23 protein-coding genes are annotated in these 20273 nt (G+C 66.8%); 9 read left to right on the forward strand and 14 right to left on the reverse strand.

Annotated features, from left to right (window positions below; translation table 11 throughout):
* Positions 1 to 4: 4 nt before the first annotated feature.
* From ABGN05_RS08805 to ABGN05_RS08835, 7 genes are all read left to right on the forward strand, one after another.
* Positions 5 to 1708, forward strand: a complete 1704-nt coding sequence (locus tag ABGN05_RS08805) for a hydantoinase B/oxoprolinase family protein (RefSeq protein WP_367953634.1) — start codon at positions 5 to 7, stop codon at positions 1706 to 1708.
* Complete coding sequence (locus ABGN05_RS08810; RefSeq protein ID WP_367953635.1) at positions 1708 to 2820, forward strand: M24 family metallopeptidase; 1113 nt, start codon at positions 1708 to 1710, stop codon at positions 2818 to 2820. Before ABGN05_RS08805 ends, ABGN05_RS08810 begins: the two co-directional genes overlap by 1 nt.
* Positions 2821 to 2830: 10 nt before the next feature.
* Entirely contained in the window at positions 2831 to 3919 is a 1089-nt protein-coding gene (locus ABGN05_RS08815; protein ID WP_367953636.1) for an aminopeptidase P family N-terminal domain-containing protein, read from the forward strand.
* Positions 3919 to 5232, forward strand: a complete 1314-nt coding sequence (locus ABGN05_RS08820) for an MmgE/PrpD family protein (protein ID WP_367953637.1) — start codon at positions 3919 to 3921, stop codon at positions 5230 to 5232. Before ABGN05_RS08815 ends, ABGN05_RS08820 begins: the two co-directional genes overlap by 1 nt.
* A complete protein-coding gene (locus ABGN05_RS08825; protein WP_367953638.1) occupies positions 5219 to 6226 on the forward strand; it encodes an amidohydrolase family protein in 1008 nt (335 codons plus the stop codon). The genes ABGN05_RS08820 and ABGN05_RS08825 overlap by 14 nt, the downstream gene beginning before the upstream one ends.
* A 190-nt stretch (positions 6227 to 6416) precedes the next feature.
* A complete protein-coding gene (locus ABGN05_RS08830) occupies positions 6417 to 7331 on the forward strand; it encodes a LysR family transcriptional regulator (RefSeq protein WP_367953639.1) in 915 nt (304 codons plus the stop codon).
* Positions 7332 to 7601: 270 nt separating this feature from the next.
* A complete protein-coding gene (locus ABGN05_RS08835) occupies positions 7602 to 8243 on the forward strand; it encodes a glutathione S-transferase family protein (RefSeq protein ID WP_367953640.1) in 642 nt (213 codons plus the stop codon).
* Positions 8244 to 8428: 185 nt separating this feature from the next.
* Here ABGN05_RS08835 and ABGN05_RS08840 read toward each other — a convergent pair whose 3' ends face one another.
* The 6 genes from ABGN05_RS08840 to ABGN05_RS08865 form a co-directional block, all read right to left on the reverse strand.
* Positions 8429 to 9499, reverse strand: a complete 1071-nt coding sequence (locus ABGN05_RS08840; protein ID WP_367953641.1) for an alpha/beta fold hydrolase — start codon at positions 9497 to 9499, stop codon at positions 8429 to 8431.
* A 70-nt stretch (positions 9500 to 9569) separates the two neighbouring features.
* The gene (locus ABGN05_RS08845) at positions 9570 to 10148 is read right to left on the reverse strand and encodes a tetratricopeptide repeat protein (RefSeq protein WP_367953642.1); all 579 of its coding nucleotides are present in this window, start codon (positions 10146 to 10148) and stop codon (positions 9570 to 9572) included.
* 86 nt (positions 10149 to 10234) lie between these two features.
* A complete protein-coding gene (gene ykgO, locus ABGN05_RS08850) occupies positions 10235 to 10360 on the reverse strand; it encodes a type B 50S ribosomal protein L36 (protein WP_072601642.1) in 126 nt (41 codons plus the stop codon).
* Positions 10361 to 10508: 148 nt separating this feature from the next.
* On the reverse strand, positions 10509 to 11585 hold the full coding sequence (locus tag ABGN05_RS08855) for a 5-(carboxyamino)imidazole ribonucleotide synthase (protein WP_367953643.1): 1077 nt from the start codon (positions 11583 to 11585) through the stop codon (positions 10509 to 10511).
* On the reverse strand, positions 11582 to 12079 hold the full coding sequence (gene purE, locus ABGN05_RS08860) for a 5-(carboxyamino)imidazole ribonucleotide mutase (protein WP_367953644.1): 498 nt from the start codon (positions 12077 to 12079) through the stop codon (positions 11582 to 11584). Before purE ends, ABGN05_RS08855 begins: the two co-directional genes overlap by 4 nt.
* A 67-nt stretch (positions 12080 to 12146) precedes the next feature.
* Positions 12147 to 12350, reverse strand: a complete 204-nt coding sequence (locus ABGN05_RS08865) for a YdcH family protein (protein ID WP_367953645.1) — start codon at positions 12348 to 12350, stop codon at positions 12147 to 12149.
* Between the two features lie 229 nt (positions 12351 to 12579).
* Between ABGN05_RS08865 and ABGN05_RS08870 the strand changes: the two genes are divergently transcribed.
* The gene (locus ABGN05_RS08870; RefSeq protein WP_367953646.1) at positions 12580 to 12759 is read left to right on the forward strand and encodes a YdcH family protein; all 180 of its coding nucleotides are present in this window, start codon (positions 12580 to 12582) and stop codon (positions 12757 to 12759) included.
* Positions 12760 to 12816: 57 nt separating this feature from the next.
* Here ABGN05_RS08870 and ABGN05_RS08875 read toward each other — a convergent pair whose 3' ends face one another.
* The 3 genes from ABGN05_RS08875 to ABGN05_RS08885 form a co-directional block, all read right to left on the reverse strand.
* On the reverse strand, positions 12817 to 13080 hold the full coding sequence (locus ABGN05_RS08875) for an ArsR/SmtB family transcription factor (protein WP_367953647.1): 264 nt from the start codon (positions 13078 to 13080) through the stop codon (positions 12817 to 12819).
* A 64-nt stretch (positions 13081 to 13144) separates the two neighbouring features.
* Entirely contained in the window at positions 13145 to 14470 is a 1326-nt protein-coding gene (locus ABGN05_RS08880; protein WP_367953648.1) for an MFS transporter, read from the reverse strand.
* An 81-nt stretch (positions 14471 to 14551) separates the two neighbouring features.
* On the reverse strand, positions 14552 to 14746 hold the full coding sequence (locus tag ABGN05_RS08885) for a DUF1192 domain-containing protein (RefSeq protein WP_367953649.1): 195 nt from the start codon (positions 14744 to 14746) through the stop codon (positions 14552 to 14554).
* A 123-nt stretch (positions 14747 to 14869) separates the two neighbouring features.
* Between ABGN05_RS08885 and ABGN05_RS08890 the strand changes: the two genes are divergently transcribed.
* Positions 14870 to 15850: an NAD(P)H-quinone oxidoreductase gene (locus ABGN05_RS08890; RefSeq protein ID WP_373695924.1), complete on the forward strand. Its 981-nt coding sequence runs from the start codon at positions 14870 to 14872 to the stop codon at positions 15848 to 15850.
* 5 nt (positions 15851 to 15855) lie between these two features.
* Here the strand turns inward: ABGN05_RS08890 and ABGN05_RS08895 are convergent, their stop codons facing one another.
* The 5 genes from ABGN05_RS08895 to ABGN05_RS08915 form a co-directional block, all read right to left on the reverse strand.
* Positions 15856 to 16578: a helix-turn-helix transcriptional regulator gene (locus tag ABGN05_RS08895; protein WP_367953651.1), complete on the reverse strand. Its 723-nt coding sequence runs from the start codon at positions 16576 to 16578 to the stop codon at positions 15856 to 15858.
* 27 nt (positions 16579 to 16605) lie between these two features.
* A complete protein-coding gene (locus ABGN05_RS08900) occupies positions 16606 to 16980 on the reverse strand; it encodes a VOC family protein (RefSeq protein ID WP_367953652.1) in 375 nt (124 codons plus the stop codon).
* Positions 16981 to 17054: 74 nt separating this feature from the next.
* Positions 17055 to 17246, reverse strand: a complete 192-nt coding sequence (locus tag ABGN05_RS08905; RefSeq protein ID WP_367953653.1) for a hypothetical protein — start codon at positions 17244 to 17246, stop codon at positions 17055 to 17057.
* An 80-nt stretch (positions 17247 to 17326) separates the two neighbouring features.
* Complete coding sequence (locus ABGN05_RS08910; protein WP_367953654.1) at positions 17327 to 18115, reverse strand: SDR family NAD(P)-dependent oxidoreductase; 789 nt, start codon at positions 18113 to 18115, stop codon at positions 17327 to 17329.
* A 187-nt stretch (positions 18116 to 18302) separates the two neighbouring features.
* Entirely contained in the window at positions 18303 to 20207 is a 1905-nt protein-coding gene (locus ABGN05_RS08915) for a propionyl-CoA synthetase (RefSeq protein WP_367953655.1), read from the reverse strand.
* Positions 20208 to 20273 lie beyond the last annotated feature (66 nt).

Genomic DNA, 20273 nt, shown 5'->3' on the forward strand with positions numbered 1-20273 from the left:
CCCCATGTCCCAGATCAATCCCATCACCGTGGAAGTCGTCCGCAATGCCATCGTCGCCTATGGCGACGAGATGGCCAATGTGCTGGCCAAGTCCGCCTACAACATGATGATCTACGAGGTGCGCGACTATTGCTGCGGCCTGATCGACACCAGCGGCCGGATGATCTCCCAGAACCGGGGCGGTCTGCCGATCTTCCTCGCCGATCTGGGCGTGGCGGTGGAGGACGGCATCGCGCGCTATGGCCTCGACGGCTTCGAGCCGGGCGACGTGCTGATCATGAACCACGGCTACGTCTGCGGCCAGCACCTGAACAACGTCGTCCTCTACGCGCCGTGCTTCCACGAAGGCCGTCTCGTCGGCTTTGCCGCCAACCGCGCCCACTGGGTCGACATCGGTGGCATGCGCCAGGGTTTCGGATCGTCGGCGACGACCGAAATCTTCGGCGAAGGGCTGCAGATGCGTTCGCTGAAGATCTATCAGGCCGGCAAGCCGAACGACACGCTCTTCCAGATCATCCGCGACAACGTCCGCTACCCGGATGCGAGCCTTGGCGACATGCGCGCCCAGATCGCCTCGTGTCAGGTCGGCGCGAAACGCTACGGCGAACTCCTCGCCCGCTACGGCCAGGCGACGGTGGAAGCCTGCATCGAGGAAGTCTGGAACCAGGCGGAGGCGACCACGCGGCGCGTGATCGAGGGCATCCCAGACGGTGTCTACGAGGCGGAGAGCTTCCTCGACAATGACGGTCGCAACCTCGACAAGCCGTTGCGCATCAAGATCACGGTGACGGTGAAGGGGTCCGACCTCACCATCGACTACACAGGCACCAATCCGCAGGTGCAGAGCCCGCTCAATTCGGGGCGCTCCGGCGGCATCGCCGGCGCCCGCGTCGCCTTCAAGGGCCTGACGTCGCCCAATGTCGACGTCAACGAAGGCTGTTTCCGCCCGCTCAAGGTCATCCTGCCGGAAGGAACGATGCTCAGCGCCAAACCGCCGGCCGCGCTCGGCCAGTGGAGCATCGCGCTTCCCACCGTCATCGACACCATCCTCAAGGCGCTGGCCCCGGCCATGCCCGACAAGGTGCCGGCCGCCCACAAGGGCGACATGGGCGGCTGCTCGTTCTTCGGCTTCCGCGAGGACGGGACGCGATTCCTGCTGATGAATATATTCGGCGGCGGCTGGGGCGGGCGTCCGCACGAAGACGGCGAGTCCGCCGCCGTCTCGGTCTGCCAGGGCGACGTCCGCAACTCCCCCGTGGAGCTGCAGGAGATCAAGTATCCTGTGCTGATCGAGCGCCACACGCTCCGTCAGGACAGTGGGGGCCCTGGCGAGCACCGCGGCGGCCTCGGCCTCGAGCTCACCTATCGGGTGCTGCAGACCTGCAAGGTCAACATCAATTTCGAGCGGACGCTGAACCCGCCATGGGGCCTCAACGGAGGCCACGAGGCGGCGATCAACGAAGGCAGGGTGCGCAAGAAGGGCGGCGCCGAGCGCGTGGTCTACAAGGAGACCGAGATCCTGCTCGAGGAAGGCGACGAGGTGACCTTCCTGACCGCCGGCGGCGGCGGTTTTGGCGATCCGTCGCGCCGTACGCGGCGCGAAGTGGAGGCGGACCTGCAGGCCGGCCTGATCTCGGAGCAGGCGGCCCGTTCGGCCTACGGCTACGCGCCGGCCGCCGCCGGCGCAGAACTGGCCGGAGCCAAGTAATGGCGGGCGCGTCGATGCTTGCAGGCGACCGGGTCGACCGCGTCGCCTCGGTCATGAACGAGGCGGGCGTCGACACGCTCGTCGTCTACGGCAATGCGTGGCAGAACGACTGCATGCGCTACGTCGCCGACTTCGGGATCCTCGAAGGCCAGGGGCTTGCGGTAATGCGGCAATCGGGCGAGGTGACGCTGTATCTCGACAGCCCGCTCGAGGCCGACCGCGCCAGTGTCGAGAGTCCCGGCCTGACCGTCGTCCACGTGCCCGATCTCGTCGCCGCGGTCGGCAAGGTGCTCGCAAACGCCGGCAACTCCCGCATCGCAGCCGCGCCCATGCACCTCCTGCCGCGCGGCATCGCCGCGCGCTCGGCGGAGCTGCGCCTGACGGACCTGACGCCGCAGCTCGAGCTTTTGCTGATGCGCAAGCTGGACGCGGAGGTCGATGCGATCCGCGCGGCGGCGCATCTCGCCGACGAGGGCTACGAGGTCTTCCTCCGTGCGGCACGACCCGGCCGCGCCGACTACGAACTCGTCGCCGAGGTCGAGGCCTTCTATCGCTCCAAGGGGGTCGACGACAACTTCATGATCCTCGGTTGCGGCGGGACCGAGGTGCGCGGCATGGCGCCCCCAAGCGGAAAGCGCCTCAAGAAGGGCGATCTAGTCACCACCGAGCTGACGCCGTGCATCGGCGGATATTACGTCCAGATCTGCCGGACGCTGGTCATGGGCGAGCCGAGCGCCGGGCAGCGGGCCGCCTTCGCGGTCTACGACGAGGCGCTGGTAGCCGGCATCGCCTCGGTGCGGCACGGCGCGCTGGCATCCGAGGTTGCCCGTGCGGAAAACGACGTCTTCCGCCGCCACGGCCTCGGCGAATACGTCACCGACGCCTATACGCGCGTGCGCGGCCATGGGCTGGGTCTCTATGTCGACACCAAGCCGCAGATCCTGGAGGACGTGCACATCCCGCTCGAAGCCGGGATGACGATCATCGTCCATCCCAACACCTATCATCCGGCCGTCGGCTACATGGTGCATGGCGACGCGCTCATCGTGCGGCAGGACGGGGCGGAGGTCTTGACGGGAACGCCGCGCCGCCTTTTCAGCGTACCGGCGTGAGGAGGACGAGATGCGTCGCGGACTGATCGTCTGGAACCCCGAGGAAATCACGCGGCAGGCGCTGGACACGCGCCTCGAACGGCTCCGCGCCGCCATGTCGAGAGACGGGCTGGACGCGATCATCCTCTATACCAACTTCGTGCGACCCGCGGCGGTCGCCTACATGAGCTCGTTTTCTCCCTACTGGGCGGACGGGCTGCTGTTCATCCCCGCCTCCGGCCAGCCGATCTTCTCGACGTCGATGTCGACGCGGATGAACGGCTGGATCAAGACGGTTAACCCAGTGGGCGATGTCGTCAACACGCGCCGGCCCGGTGTCCACGTCGGTGCGTGGCTGAAAGACCATCCGGACGTGCGCAGGATCGGCGTGGTCGAGATCGATGGGCTGCCCGCGGGCATCTACGACGACCTCGCCGCCACGGCGCCGCACGTCTCCCTGGTCGATGCGACCGCCCTCTTCGCGGACTACCGCGGCCACGTCGACGCGACGGAGCATGCCCTGCTGTCGCGTGCAGCGACGCTGGCTGAAGAAGGGCTCGCCGCCGTCGATCCCCAGGCGATGACGGAGGCCGGAACGGTCGTCGGTCGCGTGGAGCAGGTTGCCCGCCTCGGCGGCGCGGAAGAGGCCTACGTCGCGATTGCGCCGGACACCGGCTCGGACCTGCGACTCGCGCGGCTCTCGGGCGCGGTTGCGCTCGGCAGGAGCTTCGCCGTCCGGTCATCAGTCGCCTACAAGGGTGCCTGGGTCCGGCGCACGCGCACATTTTCAGCGGACCCGGCGGCCGCCGGGCAGATTGCGCGGCTCGACGCCTGGTTCGCGGATCTGGTGGCGAACCTCGACACCGCGCGGGGTCTGGCACCGCAGGTCGAGGCGGCCGCCATCGCCGCAGGCGGCAGCCAACCGATTGCGTTGATCGAAAGCTGCAGCGGAACCTATCCCCTCCAGGCACTCGCCTCGCCGGCGCAGCCGCCTCGCCCGGGTGCGCTCTATGTGATCAGCCTCGCCATGCGGTTGGACGGGATCGGCTGGATCGGGGCGACGCCCGTGATCCCGGGCATGTCGCTCGCCACCGCCGACCGCGCAACGGAAACCGCCTGATGCTCAAGGGTCTCGCCGAGGCGGTGCTGACGCAGGCGGAGGCTCCTGTCGAGATCGACCTGCGCGTGGCGGACGCGCTCAACGCCGCCTTCGCGGGCGCGGCGACGGAAGAAGGCGACTTGTTGCTGCGGCGGATCGATGCGCGCAACCCGAAGGGGCAGGCGACGCTCGCCGCCGCGCTCGCCCGCCTCTCCGAAACAGATGATATCCATCTAGGCTCCTGCATCACCCCCGGGGCGGTCGTCATTCCGGTAGCGCTGGCATTGTCGCATGGATCGGGCGCCGACGGTTCCGAGAGGTTCGGCCAGGCAATCGCAGCCGGATATGCCGCGGGGCTGCGGCTCGGCACGGCGATCGGCGGTGCACGCTCGATGGAAGCCGGGGTCTGGCCGACCTTCCTCGCGGCACCGCTGATGGCTGCGACCACGGCGGCCGTGCTGCGCGGCTGCGACGCCGAGGGGCTTGCCAATACCATGGCGCTGGCGCTGGCCGGACGCAGTGGACGGCTGGGCAAGCCGGTCGGCAACGCCACCGCGCGATGGCTCGCGTTCGGCCGCGCGGTCGAGCGCGGGATCGAGGCGGCGGCGGATGCGGCAGCGGGCTTCGCCGCCGATCCCGGCCTCGTTTCGGAAGCCTGGCTGGCGGCCCAGTCGGCGCCGCATCTCGTTGATGCTGGGGCGCCGGCGGGGCGCAACGGATTCGGGATCGCCGATACCGGTTACAAGCCCTTCGCCACCGCCCGGCAGGGCGCAGCGGCCGTGGCGGCGTTCCACCTTCTCCTCGACGAGGAGAGCATCGATCCGGCGCGGATCGGCCACGTTCTGGTCGAGGTGCCCACGGCCAGCCATTCGCTGGTGTCGCGACCGCTCGTTCCTTCCGACCGTTTGAGCACGCTGTCGAGCGCGGCCTACCAGCTTGCTGCGGCGGCGCTCGCCCCGGATCTTCTGTTCGATGTGGCGCGCAGGGCGGCGCCCGAGGCGCGGGTCCTCGCGTTCGCCGAGCGGGTCGAGGCGAAAGCCGCGGTCGACCTCGATGCGGACTGGCCGCGATCCTGGTCGGGCCGGGTCAGCGTCGACATCGGCGGCCGGACGTTGCGGCGTCAGGTGACGCGGCTGGCGACCGATTCCGGCTCGGACGGGGCCGAAGCGGCCGTGCGGATGAAATTCGACCGCATGGCGGGCTACCGGCCCGAGGGGCTGCGGCTGGAGGCCGGCGGCTGCTCCGATGCCGCGGGACGGGCCGCGCTCTGGCAGGCGTTCGTGTCGCTGTGCGAAACCAGACGGAAGGAGCTGGACGGCCATGCACATCATTGATTCGCATTTCCACTGGTGGCCGCGACCCTTCTTCGAGGACCTGTGCCGCCGCACCGAGTTCCCGCGCGCAGCGGTCAACGACCTCGACGGCTACACCTACATGCGGCGCGCCGAAGGCGGCGGGAACATCCGCAGCTGGGCCGCCTGGTATGATCTCGACGAGCAGCTCGCGCACATGGACGGCCTGGGCCACCGGGTCGACGTCGTCTCCTCGATCGGTCCATTCTCGGTCTATTTCTCCGAGCTCGAACCATCGCACGGGCGCGACGAGGCGATGAAATGGAACGAGCACATGGCGGGAGCCCAGCGCGCCCATCCCGGGCGGTTCTGGGCCAGCGCCGCGATCCCGCTCGCCGACACGGGCGTCGCGCTGGAGGTCCTGGAGCACGCCGTTGGCACGCTCGGCCTGATGGGGGTCAACCTTCCGGGCAGCATCGGCAGCGATCCGAACATCGACGCCCCGCGCCTCGAACCCTTCTACGCGCGGCTGGCCGAGCTCGGCGTCCCCGCCTTCCTGCATCCGACGGATGCCGTCTTCGCCGACATGCTCGCGGGCTACGGTGGGGCGCTGCATCTCAGCCTCGGCCGCGTCATCGAGGTAAGCGTGGCTGCGTCGCGCCTGGTCCTGTCGGGCATCATGGAACGCCATCCCGGGCTGAAGCTGGTACTTTCGCATACCGGCGGAGCCCTGCCCTACCAGTCCGGCCGCATGGACAAGAACACGAAGAACGCGAAGCTTCCGCGGCCAGCCAGCACCTATCTCCGGCGCATGTACACCGATACCGTGTCGCCGCATTCGGCCGGGATGCGTTTCGCGATCGAGTATTACGGGATCGACAACGTCATGTACGGCACCGACTATCCCTGCTGGGATCCGGCGACCTGTCTGGCGCTGCTGGACGAACTCGAGCTGCCGGAAGCGGACCGGACGAAGCTGTTCCGAACGAACGCCATCCGTATCCTCGGTCTGAAAGGTGCGGCCGACGCCTCCTGACGGCACTTTGAAGGCTGCCGCCGTCCTCGATCATGCGACTGCCGATTCCGCGAGAGCGTGGCTGGGGGGCAGTCGCGCCGCCGGCATTGCGGAAGGGTCTCCCTGCCGATAGAAGATTGCGCGTAGCTTCCCGCACGGGGCTCGAAGCGATCTTCCGCTCCGCGGTCGCGTGAGGGATGGAGTGGCCGGGATGCTTTCTCTCACTCTGCGCCAACTCGAGGTGCTGGAAGCGGTGGTGCGTTTCGGTGGATTCGGCGCCGCTTCGAGCCGGCTCGACATTTCGCAGGCGTCGGTCAGCGCACACATCACGAGCCTTGAAAGCCAGGTGGGAACGCCGGTGTTCGAGCGCCGCCCCGGCAGGCGGCCTACCCTGACGGAAGCCGGCGAACTTGTGCTTCGCCACGCCAGGCAGATCCTCGCGTCCGCCCGGGCGCTGGAACAGAGCCTCGACCAGTCGGCGAGGCGGGAAGAGACACGCATCGTCTTTTCGTGCCAGCGGTCGCTGGCGCGGCGCATGCAGGCGGACCTGGCGAAGTTCGCGTCGCAGAATCGCGGCATCGAACTCGTGCTGCGCATCGGCACCATCGAGGACGTCATCAACGACATCCGGTCAGGCACCGCCGACATCGGCCAGTTCGTCAGCTATGACCCGGTCACGGAGGTGAGTTCGCACATCCTCAGCCGGACCCGGCTTGTCGTGGTCGCCGCGCCGAGCCATCCGCTGGCGGGCGCCAAGCGCATCGCACCCTCGGTGCTCGCCACCTTTCCCTTCGTGGGACCGCCGCCCTCGATGTTTGGCCGCGCGGTGCGTCAGGTGCTGCACAATGCAGGTGTGCCCGACGTCAATGTCGTGGCTCAGACCAACGAGTACACGCCGCTGCGCGAACTCGTCCTGGCCGGCGTGGGCCTGACGTGCTCGTTCTGGACGAGCGTCGAGCAGGATGTGAAGTCCGGCCGCCTGGCCTTGCTGGACGTCGATTCCGAACCCATGATGGTCGACGTGCGCATCGCCCAGACCGAGCACCGCGCCCTGCCGCCCGAGGCCGAGCCGTTCCTGGCTTTCCTGCGTACGGACCCGGCAGGCTCGGCGCCGCCGTCGGGCTAGCGCATCCGTGTCGGTGAAGAAGGAGACGGGTTCGATAACGGCCCTGCGGCCTCTTCGATTGGCGTGGCCGCAATCCATCCCCGCTCCACTTGTCGGAATGGAGCAGGCGAATGATCCGGCACTCCGCCACGCGCAGAAGCGCCGAGGCCCGCGGCTCTTTCGGATGGCCTGATCACGACGCCCGGCCGGAAAGAGCCCCACAACGACGTCGTCCTGAAGCGATGAGACATGCTACGGGCGGGGTTGAAAACCATGGGTTGGAAGAATGAGATGATCACGATCTGGACATATGACTTCGTGCCCGGCGGTGAGAACGGGCCGCGCGGCCTGGTACGCGATCTGAGGCTCAGATGGGCCTGCGAGGAGGCCGCGCTCGACTACGAGGTGAAGACGACGCCGTTTGAAGATCGCGGACCCGATCACTATGCCAGGCAGCCGTTCGGCCAGGTGCCATTCCTGGAAGACGCCGGCATAAAGGTCTTCGAGAGCGGAGCCTGCCTTCTCTACCTTGCCAGAAAAAGCGAGTTGCTCATGCCGCGGGATCCGGTCGGCGAGGCTGATGCCCTGCAATGGACGATCGCGGCATTGAATTCCATCGAAATGGTCAGCGTGCCATGGATGGTTCTAAGCTGGTCAGAAGGGCCGGACAATGGGCTTACCGGCTGGCTGGACAGTCGGTTGGCGCATATGGAAGCCGTCCTGGAGGACCGTGAGTGGATTGCGGCTGGACGCTTCACGGTTGCCGACATCATGCTGGCGGACGTATTCCGCCAGACGCGCCGGGCCGACGCCCCGGCTTATCCGAACATCCGTGCCTACAAGCAACGCGCCTGCGCCCGTCCGGCCTTCAGGAAGGCATATGAGGATCAGGTCGCGCACTTTGTTGCCGGGGACATCGCACGAAGCGGTTGAATTCGTGCCCTCCGTATCAGGCGCTCATGGATACTCGGGTAGATCCCGGAAATGTCGCGCCGCCAGGGCCCGACGTCTGTCGAACGCGTGCGCTCGCGATGCGAACAAAGAGCTGGGATCGGCCGCTCCACCCCCGGTCGAAATTGCGGAAGCCCGCTCGAGCGTGGCAGTGGGCTTGCGCCCCTCTATCGCATGGCCTGGTCGATCGGCCCGAGCACCGGCTTCTCGTCGCGGCAGTTCGGGCCGGAACGATCCCCGGCGATCCGTTCCTCGACGTCCCGCGCGAGCGCCTCCAGGTCCCTTTGCTCTCCTGCCAGCTTCTCGATCGCGGCGATCGCGAGATCGGTCGCGATCCAGTCCGGCTTGTGGCCGAGGTTCTTCACCCAGACGAGTTCGGCGGCGGGAATGTCGCGCGCCAACCCCACCGAGTGGATCTCCTCGTAGACGACCGTATCGCTGTCGCCGGAGATGACGATCGTCGGCGCGGTGATCTCGCCGTAGCGCGGCGCGAGCTCGTCGACGAAATCGTAGAGACCAGCGACGTCGCGGGCGTTTGCCCGGAACGCGCGAGGTCTCAGCACCAGCGGGATGGCCGCTTCCGTCACGTACTCCTCCGGCACGGGGTTGGGGGCGAAGACGCACTCGATCGCGGACGTCATCTGCATTTTCCCGCCCGGATAGGCCAGGGTTTCCGCGAAGAAGCGGCCGATCACCGGCGTCGTCGTCACCTCGTAGTGCCATGCCGTGCCGCCCCCGGGCCAGGGATGCGAGGCCGGCGCGAGGAAGAGCAGGCCCTGCGTCCGATCCGCCTCATCGAGCGCGAATGCGGTGAGGACGGCCCCGGCGAAGGAGTGCCCGACGATGATGGCGCGGGCAATGCCCAGTTCGTCCATCAGTGCGGCGATGGTTCCGGCCTGTCCGGTCGGGTCCAGGTTCCCGGCGGGGCCACGATCCGACCACCCATGGCCCGGCCGGTCTATGAAGAGCATTTCGGCACGCCCTTCGAGCAGCGGCCGGAAGGGCACCATCTGGTCGCGAAGGTTGCCGCTCGCGCCATGGATGAAGACCAGCGGCGGCAGGTCCGCATCCTTTCCTGCCGGCACATGGACGAAGTGCATCCGCGTGCCGTTGACCGTGACGAATTCTCCGGAAGGCGGATAGCGCCGCTCGATCAGCCACGCCCCGATCCGCGTGACGCCGACGAGGATGAGAAGGAGCGCGAGGAGGAATGCGATCGCGGCATATATGAGGTTCATCTGGCGGACCGGCTGTGAGATCCGCTCCGGATAGCGGGTCCGGGGCGGCCCGGCAATTCCGGCCTCGCCGTCAGATGCCTTCGCCCGCCAGTTCGTCGGCCAGTTCGACGACTTCCGATTGCGCATCGCGGAGCATGGGATAGAGGTCGAGGACCCGCTGGTAGGCATCGAGCGCGAGTTCGTTGGAGCCGCGTGCCTTCAGGATCCCGGCCAGCCCGGCCAGCGCTCCGAAATGGCGCGGTTCCAGGCGTAGCGTATGCTCGATGTCGGCCATTGCCTTGGCGTGGTTTTCCATCATGAAGTGGACAGTCGCGCGGCGGTTCCAGCCTTCGGCGAAGCCCGGCTGGAGCATGATGACCTGGTCCAGGAAGTCGAGCGCGACGTCGTACTTCTTCTCCGTCATCGCGTCGTTCGCCCACTGCATCATCAGGTCGACCGAGGCGCTTCCCGAATCGGCCCACTGCGCGCCGATCTGCCGCGCGATACGCTCGGCTGCCTTCTCGTTGCGCTCGCGCTTCAGGTCGGAAAACAGCGTATCCAATCGGGAAGGACCATCCTCCGAAACTGCCGGGGCGGCTGGCGCTGCCTGGACCGAAAGGTTGCCCGCGAGGAGAAGGGGAATCAGGAAGAAGACAAAAATGTTCCGCATGCCGCGAAACCTAGCTTCGCGGCGCGGAACGTCAAAGTGAAAATCTCGTGAGATGCGGGCGTTATCCTGAACGCCCGTTCCGCGGATCAGCCCTGGCGAGCCTTGTAGCGGGGCGCGCTCTTGTTGATGATGTAGATGCGGCCCTTGCGGCGGACCATCCGGTTGTCCCGGTGGCGGCTCTTGAGCGCCTTGAGCGAATTCTTGATCTTCATTGTCTCAGCCCGTGCTGTGCGGCCCGCGCGGGCCATAAGTGAAAGACGCGCCTTGCGGCGCGCTCTGAAAAAGTCGCGTGCTCTTAGCCGCAAAGCGCGGATCGTGTCAACCGGAACGGTCGAATTCGGCGACTGCGCGATGGCGCCGTCAGGAGGAAAGCCGCGTGAAATGCCCCATCTTGCGGCCGGGCCGCGTCTCCGTCTTGCCGTAGAGGTTCAGAACCACTCCGCTTTCCCAGAGAAGGTCCGGGATCCGCTCGATCTCCTCGCCGATCAGGTTTTCCATCACGCAGTCCGAATGGCGTCTCGTGTCGCCCAAGGGCAGGCCGGCGACGGCGCGGATATGCTGTTCGAATTGCGAGATGGCGCAGGCGGCTTCCGTCCAGTGGCCGGAATTGTGCACGCGCGGGGCAAACTCGTTGGCGAGCGCGGTCCCGTCGTCCAGCGCGAAATATTCCACCCCGATCACGCCGACATAGCCGAGCGCGTCCATGAGCGTGAAGGTCGCCTCGCGCGCGGCTTCCTCCATGTGGGTGAGCATGGCCGCCGGCACGGTCGAGCGGCGGAGGATGCCCTCCCGGTGCTCGTTGCGCACGGCGTCATAGGCCTTCTTGGAACCGTCCTGCCCGCGGGCCGCGATGATGGAGAACTCGAAGCCGAAGGGGACGAGCGATTCCAGGATGAGCGGCACGCCGCCCATCGCCGCGAAGGCCGCCTTGCCCTCCTTCCTGCCGTCCTTGCGCAAGACGCGCTGGCCCTTGCCGTCGTAGCCGAAACGGCGTGTCTTCAGCACGCCTTCGCCGCCGAACGCCTCCAACCCCGCCGCCAGGTCTTCCTCGCTATCCACAGGCACGAAACGGGCTGTGGATATCTCCTGTCGGTTGAGAAAGATCTTTTCGGCTAGCCTGTCCTGCGCGGTCTCCAGCGCCAGCGGCGGCGGGAATACCGGGACGTGATCTGTGAGGATCCTGGCGCCGCCGACGGGCACGTTCTCGAATTCGTAGGTGACGACGTCGCACTGTGCGGCGAGGCTGGTGAGAGCCGCGCGGTCGTCGTAATCGGCCACGATCTGGCTGCTAGAAACCTGTGCGGCCGGGCAGTCCGGCTGCGGCTCCAGGATGACGGTGCGATATCCGAGCCGGGCCGCCGCCATCGAGAGCATGCGGCCGAGTTGGCCGCCGCCGATGATGCCGATGGTCGAGCCGGGCGCCAGCGGACGGATCATGACTCGTCCGCCGGGCGCTGGGCGACCTTCGCGGTCTGTTCGGCGCGGTAGCCGTCGAGCCTGCCGGCGAGATCGTCGTCGGAAAGGGCAAGCACGGAGGCGGCCAGCAGCGCGGCGTTCACGGCGCCCGATCGCCCGATCGCCAGGGTCCCGACTGGCACGCCCGCCGGCATCTGGACGATGGACAGTAGCGAGTCCTGTCCGGAAAGCGCCTTGGATTCAATGGGTACGCCGAAGACCGGCAAGGGAGTCAGCGCCGCCGTCATGCCCGGCAGGTGCGCGGCACCGCCGGCACCGGCGATGATGACCTTGTATCCGGCCGCGCGCGCGCCGCGGGCGAAGTCGTAGAGGCGCTCGGGCGTGCGGTGGGCTGAGACGATCATGCTCTCGTGCGGCACGTCCAGCGCGGCGAGCGTCTCGGCGGCGTGTCGCATCGTCGCCCAGTCCGACTGGCTGCCCATGATGATGGCGACTTCGGCGCGGCGATCCGTCAATGGTCCGGCCCCTTTCGAGAAAGCCGGCCCTTACCGGAAACGGTTCGAGCCCGCAAGCAGGCGCGCCTCAGGCGATGATGTCGGGTATGACGCGGTCTTCGAGCACGGTGAGCCTGTCCTTCAGCGCCAGCTTCTTCTTCTTCATGCGCTGGATCTGGATGGGGTCGCAGCCGGTGGCGATCATGGCGTTGATCGCGGCGTCGAAATCCGCATGTTCCTGCTTCAAGCGCGCAAATTCGAGACGAACTTCGGCTTGGTCCTGGTCCGACATATATGCTTCTCCGGCGCAGGTCTGCGCGCCAAAAAAATGGCGAGGGTCGCGGGTATTCCGCCGACGCGCGGCCTATATCACATTTCGCCCCGACAGAAAATGCTACCACGCGGCATTCGACACCGGACGCGGGTGGTGGCAAACTGTCATGGCGTTGTCACGAATCGCGGCCTGCGGTGGGACGCGGTTCCTGATCGATGCGTCGAAACGATGAAAGGGAACAGCACTCATGTCTCTAGCATCCCATCTTGAGGAACTTCAACGCAAGCATGGCGATCTGGATCGCGCGATCAACGAGGCCATCGCGCATCCGTCCACGGACGATCTTGAGATAGTCGAGTTGAAACGCCGCAAGCTGGCGCTCAAGGATGCAATCGAAAAGCTCAAGTCGCACCCGACGAGGCACTGAAGGCCGATCCTTCAGCCAGAAAATGCCGGCGGTGCCCAAGCCGCCGGTTCACTTCGCTCATTCCGACCAGAATTGATCGACCCAGATGTTGAGGCGCGTGAAGCCGACCGGGTTGATCGAATAGATGCGTCTCGTCCCTTCCGGACTGGACCGGACGAGCCCGGCGTCGAGCAGAACCTTCAGATGCTGCGATACGGCGGGACGGGAGACCGGCAGGCCGGAGGCGAGTTCGTTCACGGTCTTGGGGCCGCGGCGCAGTTCCTCGAGCAGATACCTGCGGTTGGCGTCGGATATCGCGGCGAATGCGTCGGCCGTGATCATCTTGCTGCCCGATGCCCCGCTTTAGGATGGTGACCCGAACAGCTTAACCGACGGCACCGCAAACTCAAGCGTGCGCCTTTGTCACCTCTTCCGCTTCCGCCTCGGACCCCGCCTCCGGTCCCATGCCGCTCTCCGGCTCGGCTGCCGGTTCCGGCTGCGGCTCGCTGCGCGGATCGAGCCGCAGCGCTTCGGGTGTCAGCGCGCGTTCGGACGGATGGGTCGTGAAGATCTCCCTCTCGTCGACCGGGATCGGAGCCCGGCGGCTGATGCGCAGCAGCGTATAGCCCGCCAGTAGCAGGTGCGCGAGCGCGGTGGTGAGAAACAAGCTCTCGGGCCGCATCCTTTCCATCAGGAAGGCGCCGATCACGGGGCCGATCATGGTGCCGAAGCCATAGAGCAACAGCAAGCCTCCCGAGACCTTGACGAAATCCTCGGGGCTCGCGTGGTCGTTCGCATGGGCGACCGCGATCGAGTAGAGTACATAGGCCAGTGAACCGTAGACGCCGGTCAGGACGATGACCGCCACCCCGCCGCGCGCCGAGGCGACGAAGATGAACAGTCCCACCGCGGCCGCGCCGAAAGCCGCCGCCGCAAGCACGTAGCGCCGGTCCGTCCGGTCCGAGATTCGACCTGCCGGCAGTTGCGAGAACGCGCCGGCGATGACCGCCAGGCTCATCATCAGGGCGATCTCGAAGGTCGAGATACCGATGCGCGCGCCGTAAACCGCGCCCAGCGTTCCCCAGGCGCCGTTGGCCACGCCCACGAGCAGGCAGCCGGCGAACGAGACGGGCGAGTTGCGGTAGAGCGCCTTGAGGTCCAGCGAGACGTTCATCAGGGGCCGCGGGCTCGCTTCCGTGGACACCGCCGTCGGAATGAGCGCGAGGCAGAAGAAGATGCCGGTAACCATGAACAGCGAGGCGGTCGTGACGTCTCCGGCCGCGACGATCATCTGGCCGGCCATGATCGCGGCGTAGGTCACCATCATGTAGATGCCGAAGACGGTGCCCCGGTTCTCGTTGGTGGCGCTCTCGTTCAGCCAGCTTTCGATGACCATGAAGGCGCCGGCCATGCAGAAGCCGGTAAAGATGCGCAGGAATATCCAGGTGTACTGCTCGACGATCAGCCCCGTCATCAGCGCGATGATCGCGGCAGATGCCGCGAAGGCCCCGAACGCCCTTATGTGGCCGACGCGCCGGACGAGCCGCGGCGCGAGCAGGCAACCGGCGACGAAGCCGCCCGCCCAGGCCGTTCCGAGAAAGCCGAGCGAGGAGGTCGGGAAACCCTCCGCCTGTCCGCGCAGCGGCAGGAGCAGGCTGTGCAGGCCCGAGGCCGCCAGAAGGAAGGCGGTGCCGCGCAGGAGCGAGAAGATGGGCGTGTAGCTTGCTAACATTCCGGCCATTCGTGGTCGTGGCTGCGATTCGAGCCGTTCCATGATGGTGTCTTTCTGCCGCGGGAGCGCCGCGTCAACCCGTCATCTTCGGCTGAACAGAGCTTCCGCGGCCGATTTCGTTCTGTCCTTGGTGGCAAGCTCGGCCTCCAGCCGCTCAATCTCCGCCCGCAGCAGCCCGATCCGCTCCTCCAGTTCGGCGACCGACAGCAGCGAAAGTTCCTGTCCGATCTCGTGCGGTCTCGGCTTCTTGGCCGGTGCATCGTCGAAAATACTCATGGCGTCGCCTCCTGTTGGCCGAACACGGCCGGGAGGATACAGTTCGAGGCGGGGTGGAATCAAATTAGCCCCCGAAGATGGATGCGGACAGGAGACGACATGGCGCAGGCGATCCCGGAGACGATGACCGCGATAGCGATTTCCGAACCCGGCGGCCCCATGGTCCTTAAGCAGGAGCGGCGGCCGGTGCCCGGGCCCTCCGGCGGCGACATCCTGATCCGCGTGCGCGCCGCCGGCGTCAACCGCCCCGACGTAGCACAACGCCAGGGCGCCTATCCGCCGCCGCCAGGCGCCTCCGACCTTCCCGGCCTGGAGGTTGCCGGGGAAGTAGCCGCGACGGGCCCGGAGGCGACGCGCTGGAAGGTGGGCGACAAGGTCTGCGCCCTGACGCCGGGCGGCGGATACGCCGAGTACTGCCTGACGCATGAGAGCAACGCGCTCCCCGTCCCGCACGGCTTCACGCTAACTGAGGCGGCGGCCCTGCCGGAAACCTTCTTCACCGTATGGCACAACGTGTTCCAGCGCGGCGGCCTTCGGGCAGGGGAGAGCTTCCTGGTGCATGGAGGATCGTCGGGGATCGGCACGACGGCCATCCAGTTGGCCAAGGCCTTCGGAGCGCGGGTCTTTGCGACCGCCGGCTCGTCCGAGAAATGCGAGGCCTGCCGAACGCTGGGCGCCGACCGGGCGATCAACTACCGCGAGGAGGATTTCGTTTCCGTCGTGAAGGAAGCGACGGAGGGCAAGGGCGTGGACCTGATCCTCGACATGGTGGGCGGCGACTACATCGACCGGAACTACGAGGCGGCGGCGGTGGAAGGACGCATCGTGCAGATCGCCTTCCTCGGTGGTCCCAAGGCGACCGCGAATTTCGCCAAGCTCATGATGAAGCGCCTCGTCCATACCGGTTCGACGCTGCGGCCCCGCACGACCGAGTTCAAGGGCCAGATCGCGGCCGAGCTCGAACGCCAGGTCTGGCCGCTGCTGGGCGAGCGGCGCGTGGCTCCCGTCATGGACATGATCTTTCCGCTGCGCGACGCCTGGCGGGCGCACGAGCGGATGGAGGAGGGCCAGCACATCGGAAAGATCGTGTTGGACGTCGGATAGAGTTGCTACAGCGCCTCGCGCGACGACCGGCGGTCGAAGGTGGCCGCGTCACGACCTTCCATGGACCTGTAGAAGTCGGCGAGCTGCTTGCCGCGCTCGGGCTTGAAGGTGCGGCCGGCCGGCTTCAACTCCGCGATCCGGTCGATCCGGAAGGCGCGGAAGCCCTCGCGCATCTCGCACCAGCCGACCAGCGTCCAGACCTTGCCCCAGAACCAGAGGCCGAGCGGGCGTACGTCGCGCATGGTGCCGCGCCCTCCCTCGTCGCGATAATCGAGCGTCAGCACGGCGCGGGCCTCGATCGCGCGTTCGATCGCATCGATCGATTCCCGGTCCGACTGGCTCACCACGTAGAGCGGCGCGTGGATCTCCGTGCGCGCTATGCGGTCGCGTTCAGAATCCGGCAGCACTGCGCCGATCTTCACCAGCGCCTCCTCGGCCGAGCGTGCCATCGCCGCGCCGCCGAAGGCCCGGACCATGCGGGCGCCCGCCACCAGCGCCACGATCTCGTCGCGCGTGAACATCAGCGGCGGCAGGTCGTAGCCCGACCGCATGATGTAGCCGACGCCGGCCTCGCCATCGATGGGAACGCCGGTCGACTGAAGGTCGGCGATGTCACGGTAGATCGTCCTTTCGGAAACCTCGAGCCATTCGCCGAGGATGCGCGCCGTCACGAGACGGCCGCCGCGAAGATGCTGCACGATCTGGAACAGGCGGTCGGCGCGTCTCATGCTTTTGGCGTCTCCGTTGACGGTCTCTCAGCTCGTGAAGAGGCCGATGCTGTTGCCGTCGGGATCGAGGCAATAGGCGAAGCGGCCGGCGGGAATGCTGATGACGGGGGACAGAACCTTCCCGCCATTGGCCGTCACCCGCTCCATCGCTTCCTCGAGAGGGGCCGGGACCGCCAGGTGGATGGTGTTGCCCGATCCGTCCGCCGCCGGCCTGCCGGGGTAGATGTGGCCCGCGACCGAGTTCTGCCCCGCGGTCTTGAAGACCGACATCGGGTTGGGACCTCCCTCCTGGTCGGTCAACTCGTTCTGCAGGACGGCGCCATAGAACGCCTTGGCGCGCGCCATGTCCGTCACCGGAATCTCGAACCAAACGACTGCATTTTCCGGCGCGAAACTGGTCATGGGTAACTCCTTTGCTGATTAGATAGTGGCAGGAGGCTCCTGACAACATCCTGTCAGGAGCCGGCAGGACCGCTTCACAGGCGGAAGAGAATTCCCGCGCGTCGCGACAGGCGCGCGGAATGCGTGTCGGGCCAGCCGATATCCTTGCGGATATGCAGCGGGAGGCCGTTGATCAGGTGTTCGGTCCTGACTTCGTCGCGCCAGGCGCGCCAGCCGGCGGCCATCCGGCCGACGACGCCAAGATAGGATCGTGAGTTCGCGTGCATGATAGTCCTCCATCGAACGAATTCTCGATGGAGTGACCTTCGCACGGTGCTCCTGACAGCCTTGCGTCAGGACGCGGACCTCACTCCGCGGAGACCGGAACGGTATAGTTCAGGGGCAGCCTTCCGCCGTCGGCATAGATGGTCTGCCCGGTGATGTAGCTGGCCTCGTCGGAGGCCAGGAACACGGCGATCGCAGCGATTTCGGCGGGTTCGCCGATGCGGCCGAGAGGCGTGCGCGAGAGGATCCGGTTTCTCCCGGCCGGATCGGAATTCACGCTGGACAGCATGTCGGTCATGATCGAGCCAGGTCCGATCGCGTTGACGCGGATGCGGTAGGGTGCGAGCGACAGTGCCATCGCCTTGGTCAGCTGGTTCACGCCGCCCTTGGACACCGAGTAGGGCACCTGGTTGGCGATCGCGAAGACGGCGTTGATCGACGACATGTTGACGATCGAGCCGGGAGTGCCGCCATTGTTGACCTTCTCGACCATGTGGCGCGCCACCGCCTGGCCCGTGAGGAACGTGCCCTTGAGATTCACGCTCAGCACGCGGTCGAAATCCTCCTCCGTGAGATCGAGGAAGTCCGCGCCGTGCACGATGCCGGCATTGTTGACGAGAATGTCGATGTCACCATAGGAGTCGATCGCCGCGGCCACCAGGTTGTGCACGTCCAGCCGCCGCCCGACGTCGACCTTCATGTACTGCACTTCGCCGAGACGGCCGAGGTCCTTCTCCGCCGCGGCCCCCTTCTCGGCGTCGACGTCGGCGATGACCACCTTCGCCTTCTCGCGCAGGAAGCGCTCAGCGATGGCATAGCCGATGCCGCCGGCGGCTCCGGTGACGATGGCGACTTTTCCGTCGAGTGGCATGGTGTGCTCCCTGAGCTTCGCGTCGGGCATCTTATAGCGCGCGGTGCCCGGAGGACCAGTGGGCCCGGCGCGGGGAAAAGAAGGCGACGGCCAAGGACCTACATCGAGATACCCCTCCCCTTTATGGGGAGGGGCGAGGGTTGGGGCCCGCCCGAAGGGCGAAAAAGGCCGAAGCAGGCCCGCGTGCTCAGCCGAAACCCCTGGCCTTCAACGCCTCGGTGATCTCGTCGAGGATCGCCGGATCGTCGATCGTGGCGGGCATCTTCCAGTCCTCGTGGTCGGCGATCTTCTGCATCGTCCCGCGCAGTATCTTACCCGAGCGCGTCTTGGGCAGCCGTTTCACCGGCACCACCGTCTTGAAAGCCGCCACCGGCCCGATGCGGTCGCGCACCAAGGCCACGACCTCCTTCTCCAGTTCCGCCGGATCGCGCGTCACGCCGGCGTTCAGCACCACGAAACCGCAGGGCACCTGCCCTTTCATCGCATCGGCAACGCCGATCACCGCGCATTCGGCCACGTCCGGATGCTCGGCCAGCACTTCCTCCATGCCGCCGGTCGACAGGCGATGGCCGGCGACGTTGATGATGTCGTCGGTGCGCGCCATGATGAAGAGGTATCCGTCGTCGTCGATGTAGCCCGCGTCCGCCGTCTTGTAGTAGCCCGGGAACTCGTCGAGATAGGCGCTCCGGAACCGGTCGTCGGCATTCCACAGCGTCGGCAGCGCGCCGGGCGGCAACGGCAGCTTGACAACGACGTTGCCAAGCGTGCCGCGCCCTACTTCGTGGCCGGCGTCATCCAGCACGTGCATCTCGTAGCCGGGCATCGGCACGGCCGGCGAGCCGTATTTGACCGGAAGCTGCCCGAGACCGATCGGGTTCTGGCTGATCGGCGCACCGGTCTCGGTCTGCCACCAGTGGTCGATCACCGGAACCTTCAGCTGGTTTTCCGCCCATTTGATCGTCTCGGGATCGGCCCGTTCACCGGCCAGGAACAGCGTGCGGAACTTCGACAGGTCGTATCTGCCGACGAATTCGCCCTTCGAATCCTGCCCCTTGATGGCGCGGAAGGCCGTCGGCGCGGTGAACAGCGCCACCACCCCGTGCTCGGAGATCACGCGCCAGAAGGTGCCGGCGTCGGGGGTGCCGACCGGCTTGCCCTCGAACAGGATGGTCGTAGAGCCGTGCAGCAGCGGCGCGTAGACGATGTAGGAATGGCCCACGACCCAGCCGACATCCGAGGCCGCCCAGAAGACCTCGCCCGGCCTGACGCCGAACTCGTTCCACATCGACCATGCCAGCATGACCATGTGCCCGCCATTGTCGCGCACCACGCCCTTGGGCTGGCCGGTCGTACCCGACGTGTAGAGGACGTAGAGCGGATCGGTCGCCGCGACCGGTACACAGGGCACCTTACGGCCCGCCCGCTTCGCCTCCGCCACCGCGGATGTGTAGTCGGTATCGCGGCTGTCGACCAGGTCGCATCCCAGTTGTTCGCGCTGCAGCACGATGCAGGCGTCCACCTTGTGCCGCGCCATCTGGATGGCCCCGTCGAGCAGCGGCTTGTAGGCGACCACGCGCCCGGGCTCGATGCCGCAGGATGCCGAGACGATCAGCTTCGGGGTCGAATCGTCGATGCGGGTGGCGAGTTCGCGTGCCGCGAAGCCGCCGAACACCACCGAATGGATCGCGCCGATGCGCGCGCAGGCGAGCATGGCGAAGACCGCCTCGGGAACCATCGGCATGTAGATGATGACCCGGTCGCCCTTCTCGACGCCGCGGTCCCGGAGCACGGCGGCGAGCGCCTCGACCTCCGCCTTCAACTCGGTATAGGTGAACCTCTTCTTCGCGCCGGTGACCGGGCTGTCGTAGATCAGCGCAGCCTGCTCGGCGCGGCCATTCTCGACATGCCGGTCGACGGCGTTGTAGCAGGTGTTGCAGGTCGCGCCGGCGAACCATCGGCCGTAGACGCCCTCGCTCGGGTCGAACACCCGTTCTGCCGGGGAGTACCAGTCGATCGCCTTCGCCGCCACGGCCCAGAAGGCCTCGGGATCGCGCTTCCAGTTTTCGTAGACCTCGTGATAACGCGATACCATGCTTCCTCCCTCGATGCCGGCTGCATGTGCGGAAACGCGCGCAGCGGCGTCCATCCCACTATGTTC

Origin of the sequence: Aquibium pacificum (assembly GCF_040839445.1) — a bacterium.
Taxonomy (GTDB): domain Bacteria; phylum Pseudomonadota; class Alphaproteobacteria; order Rhizobiales; family Rhizobiaceae; genus Aquibium; species Aquibium pacificus.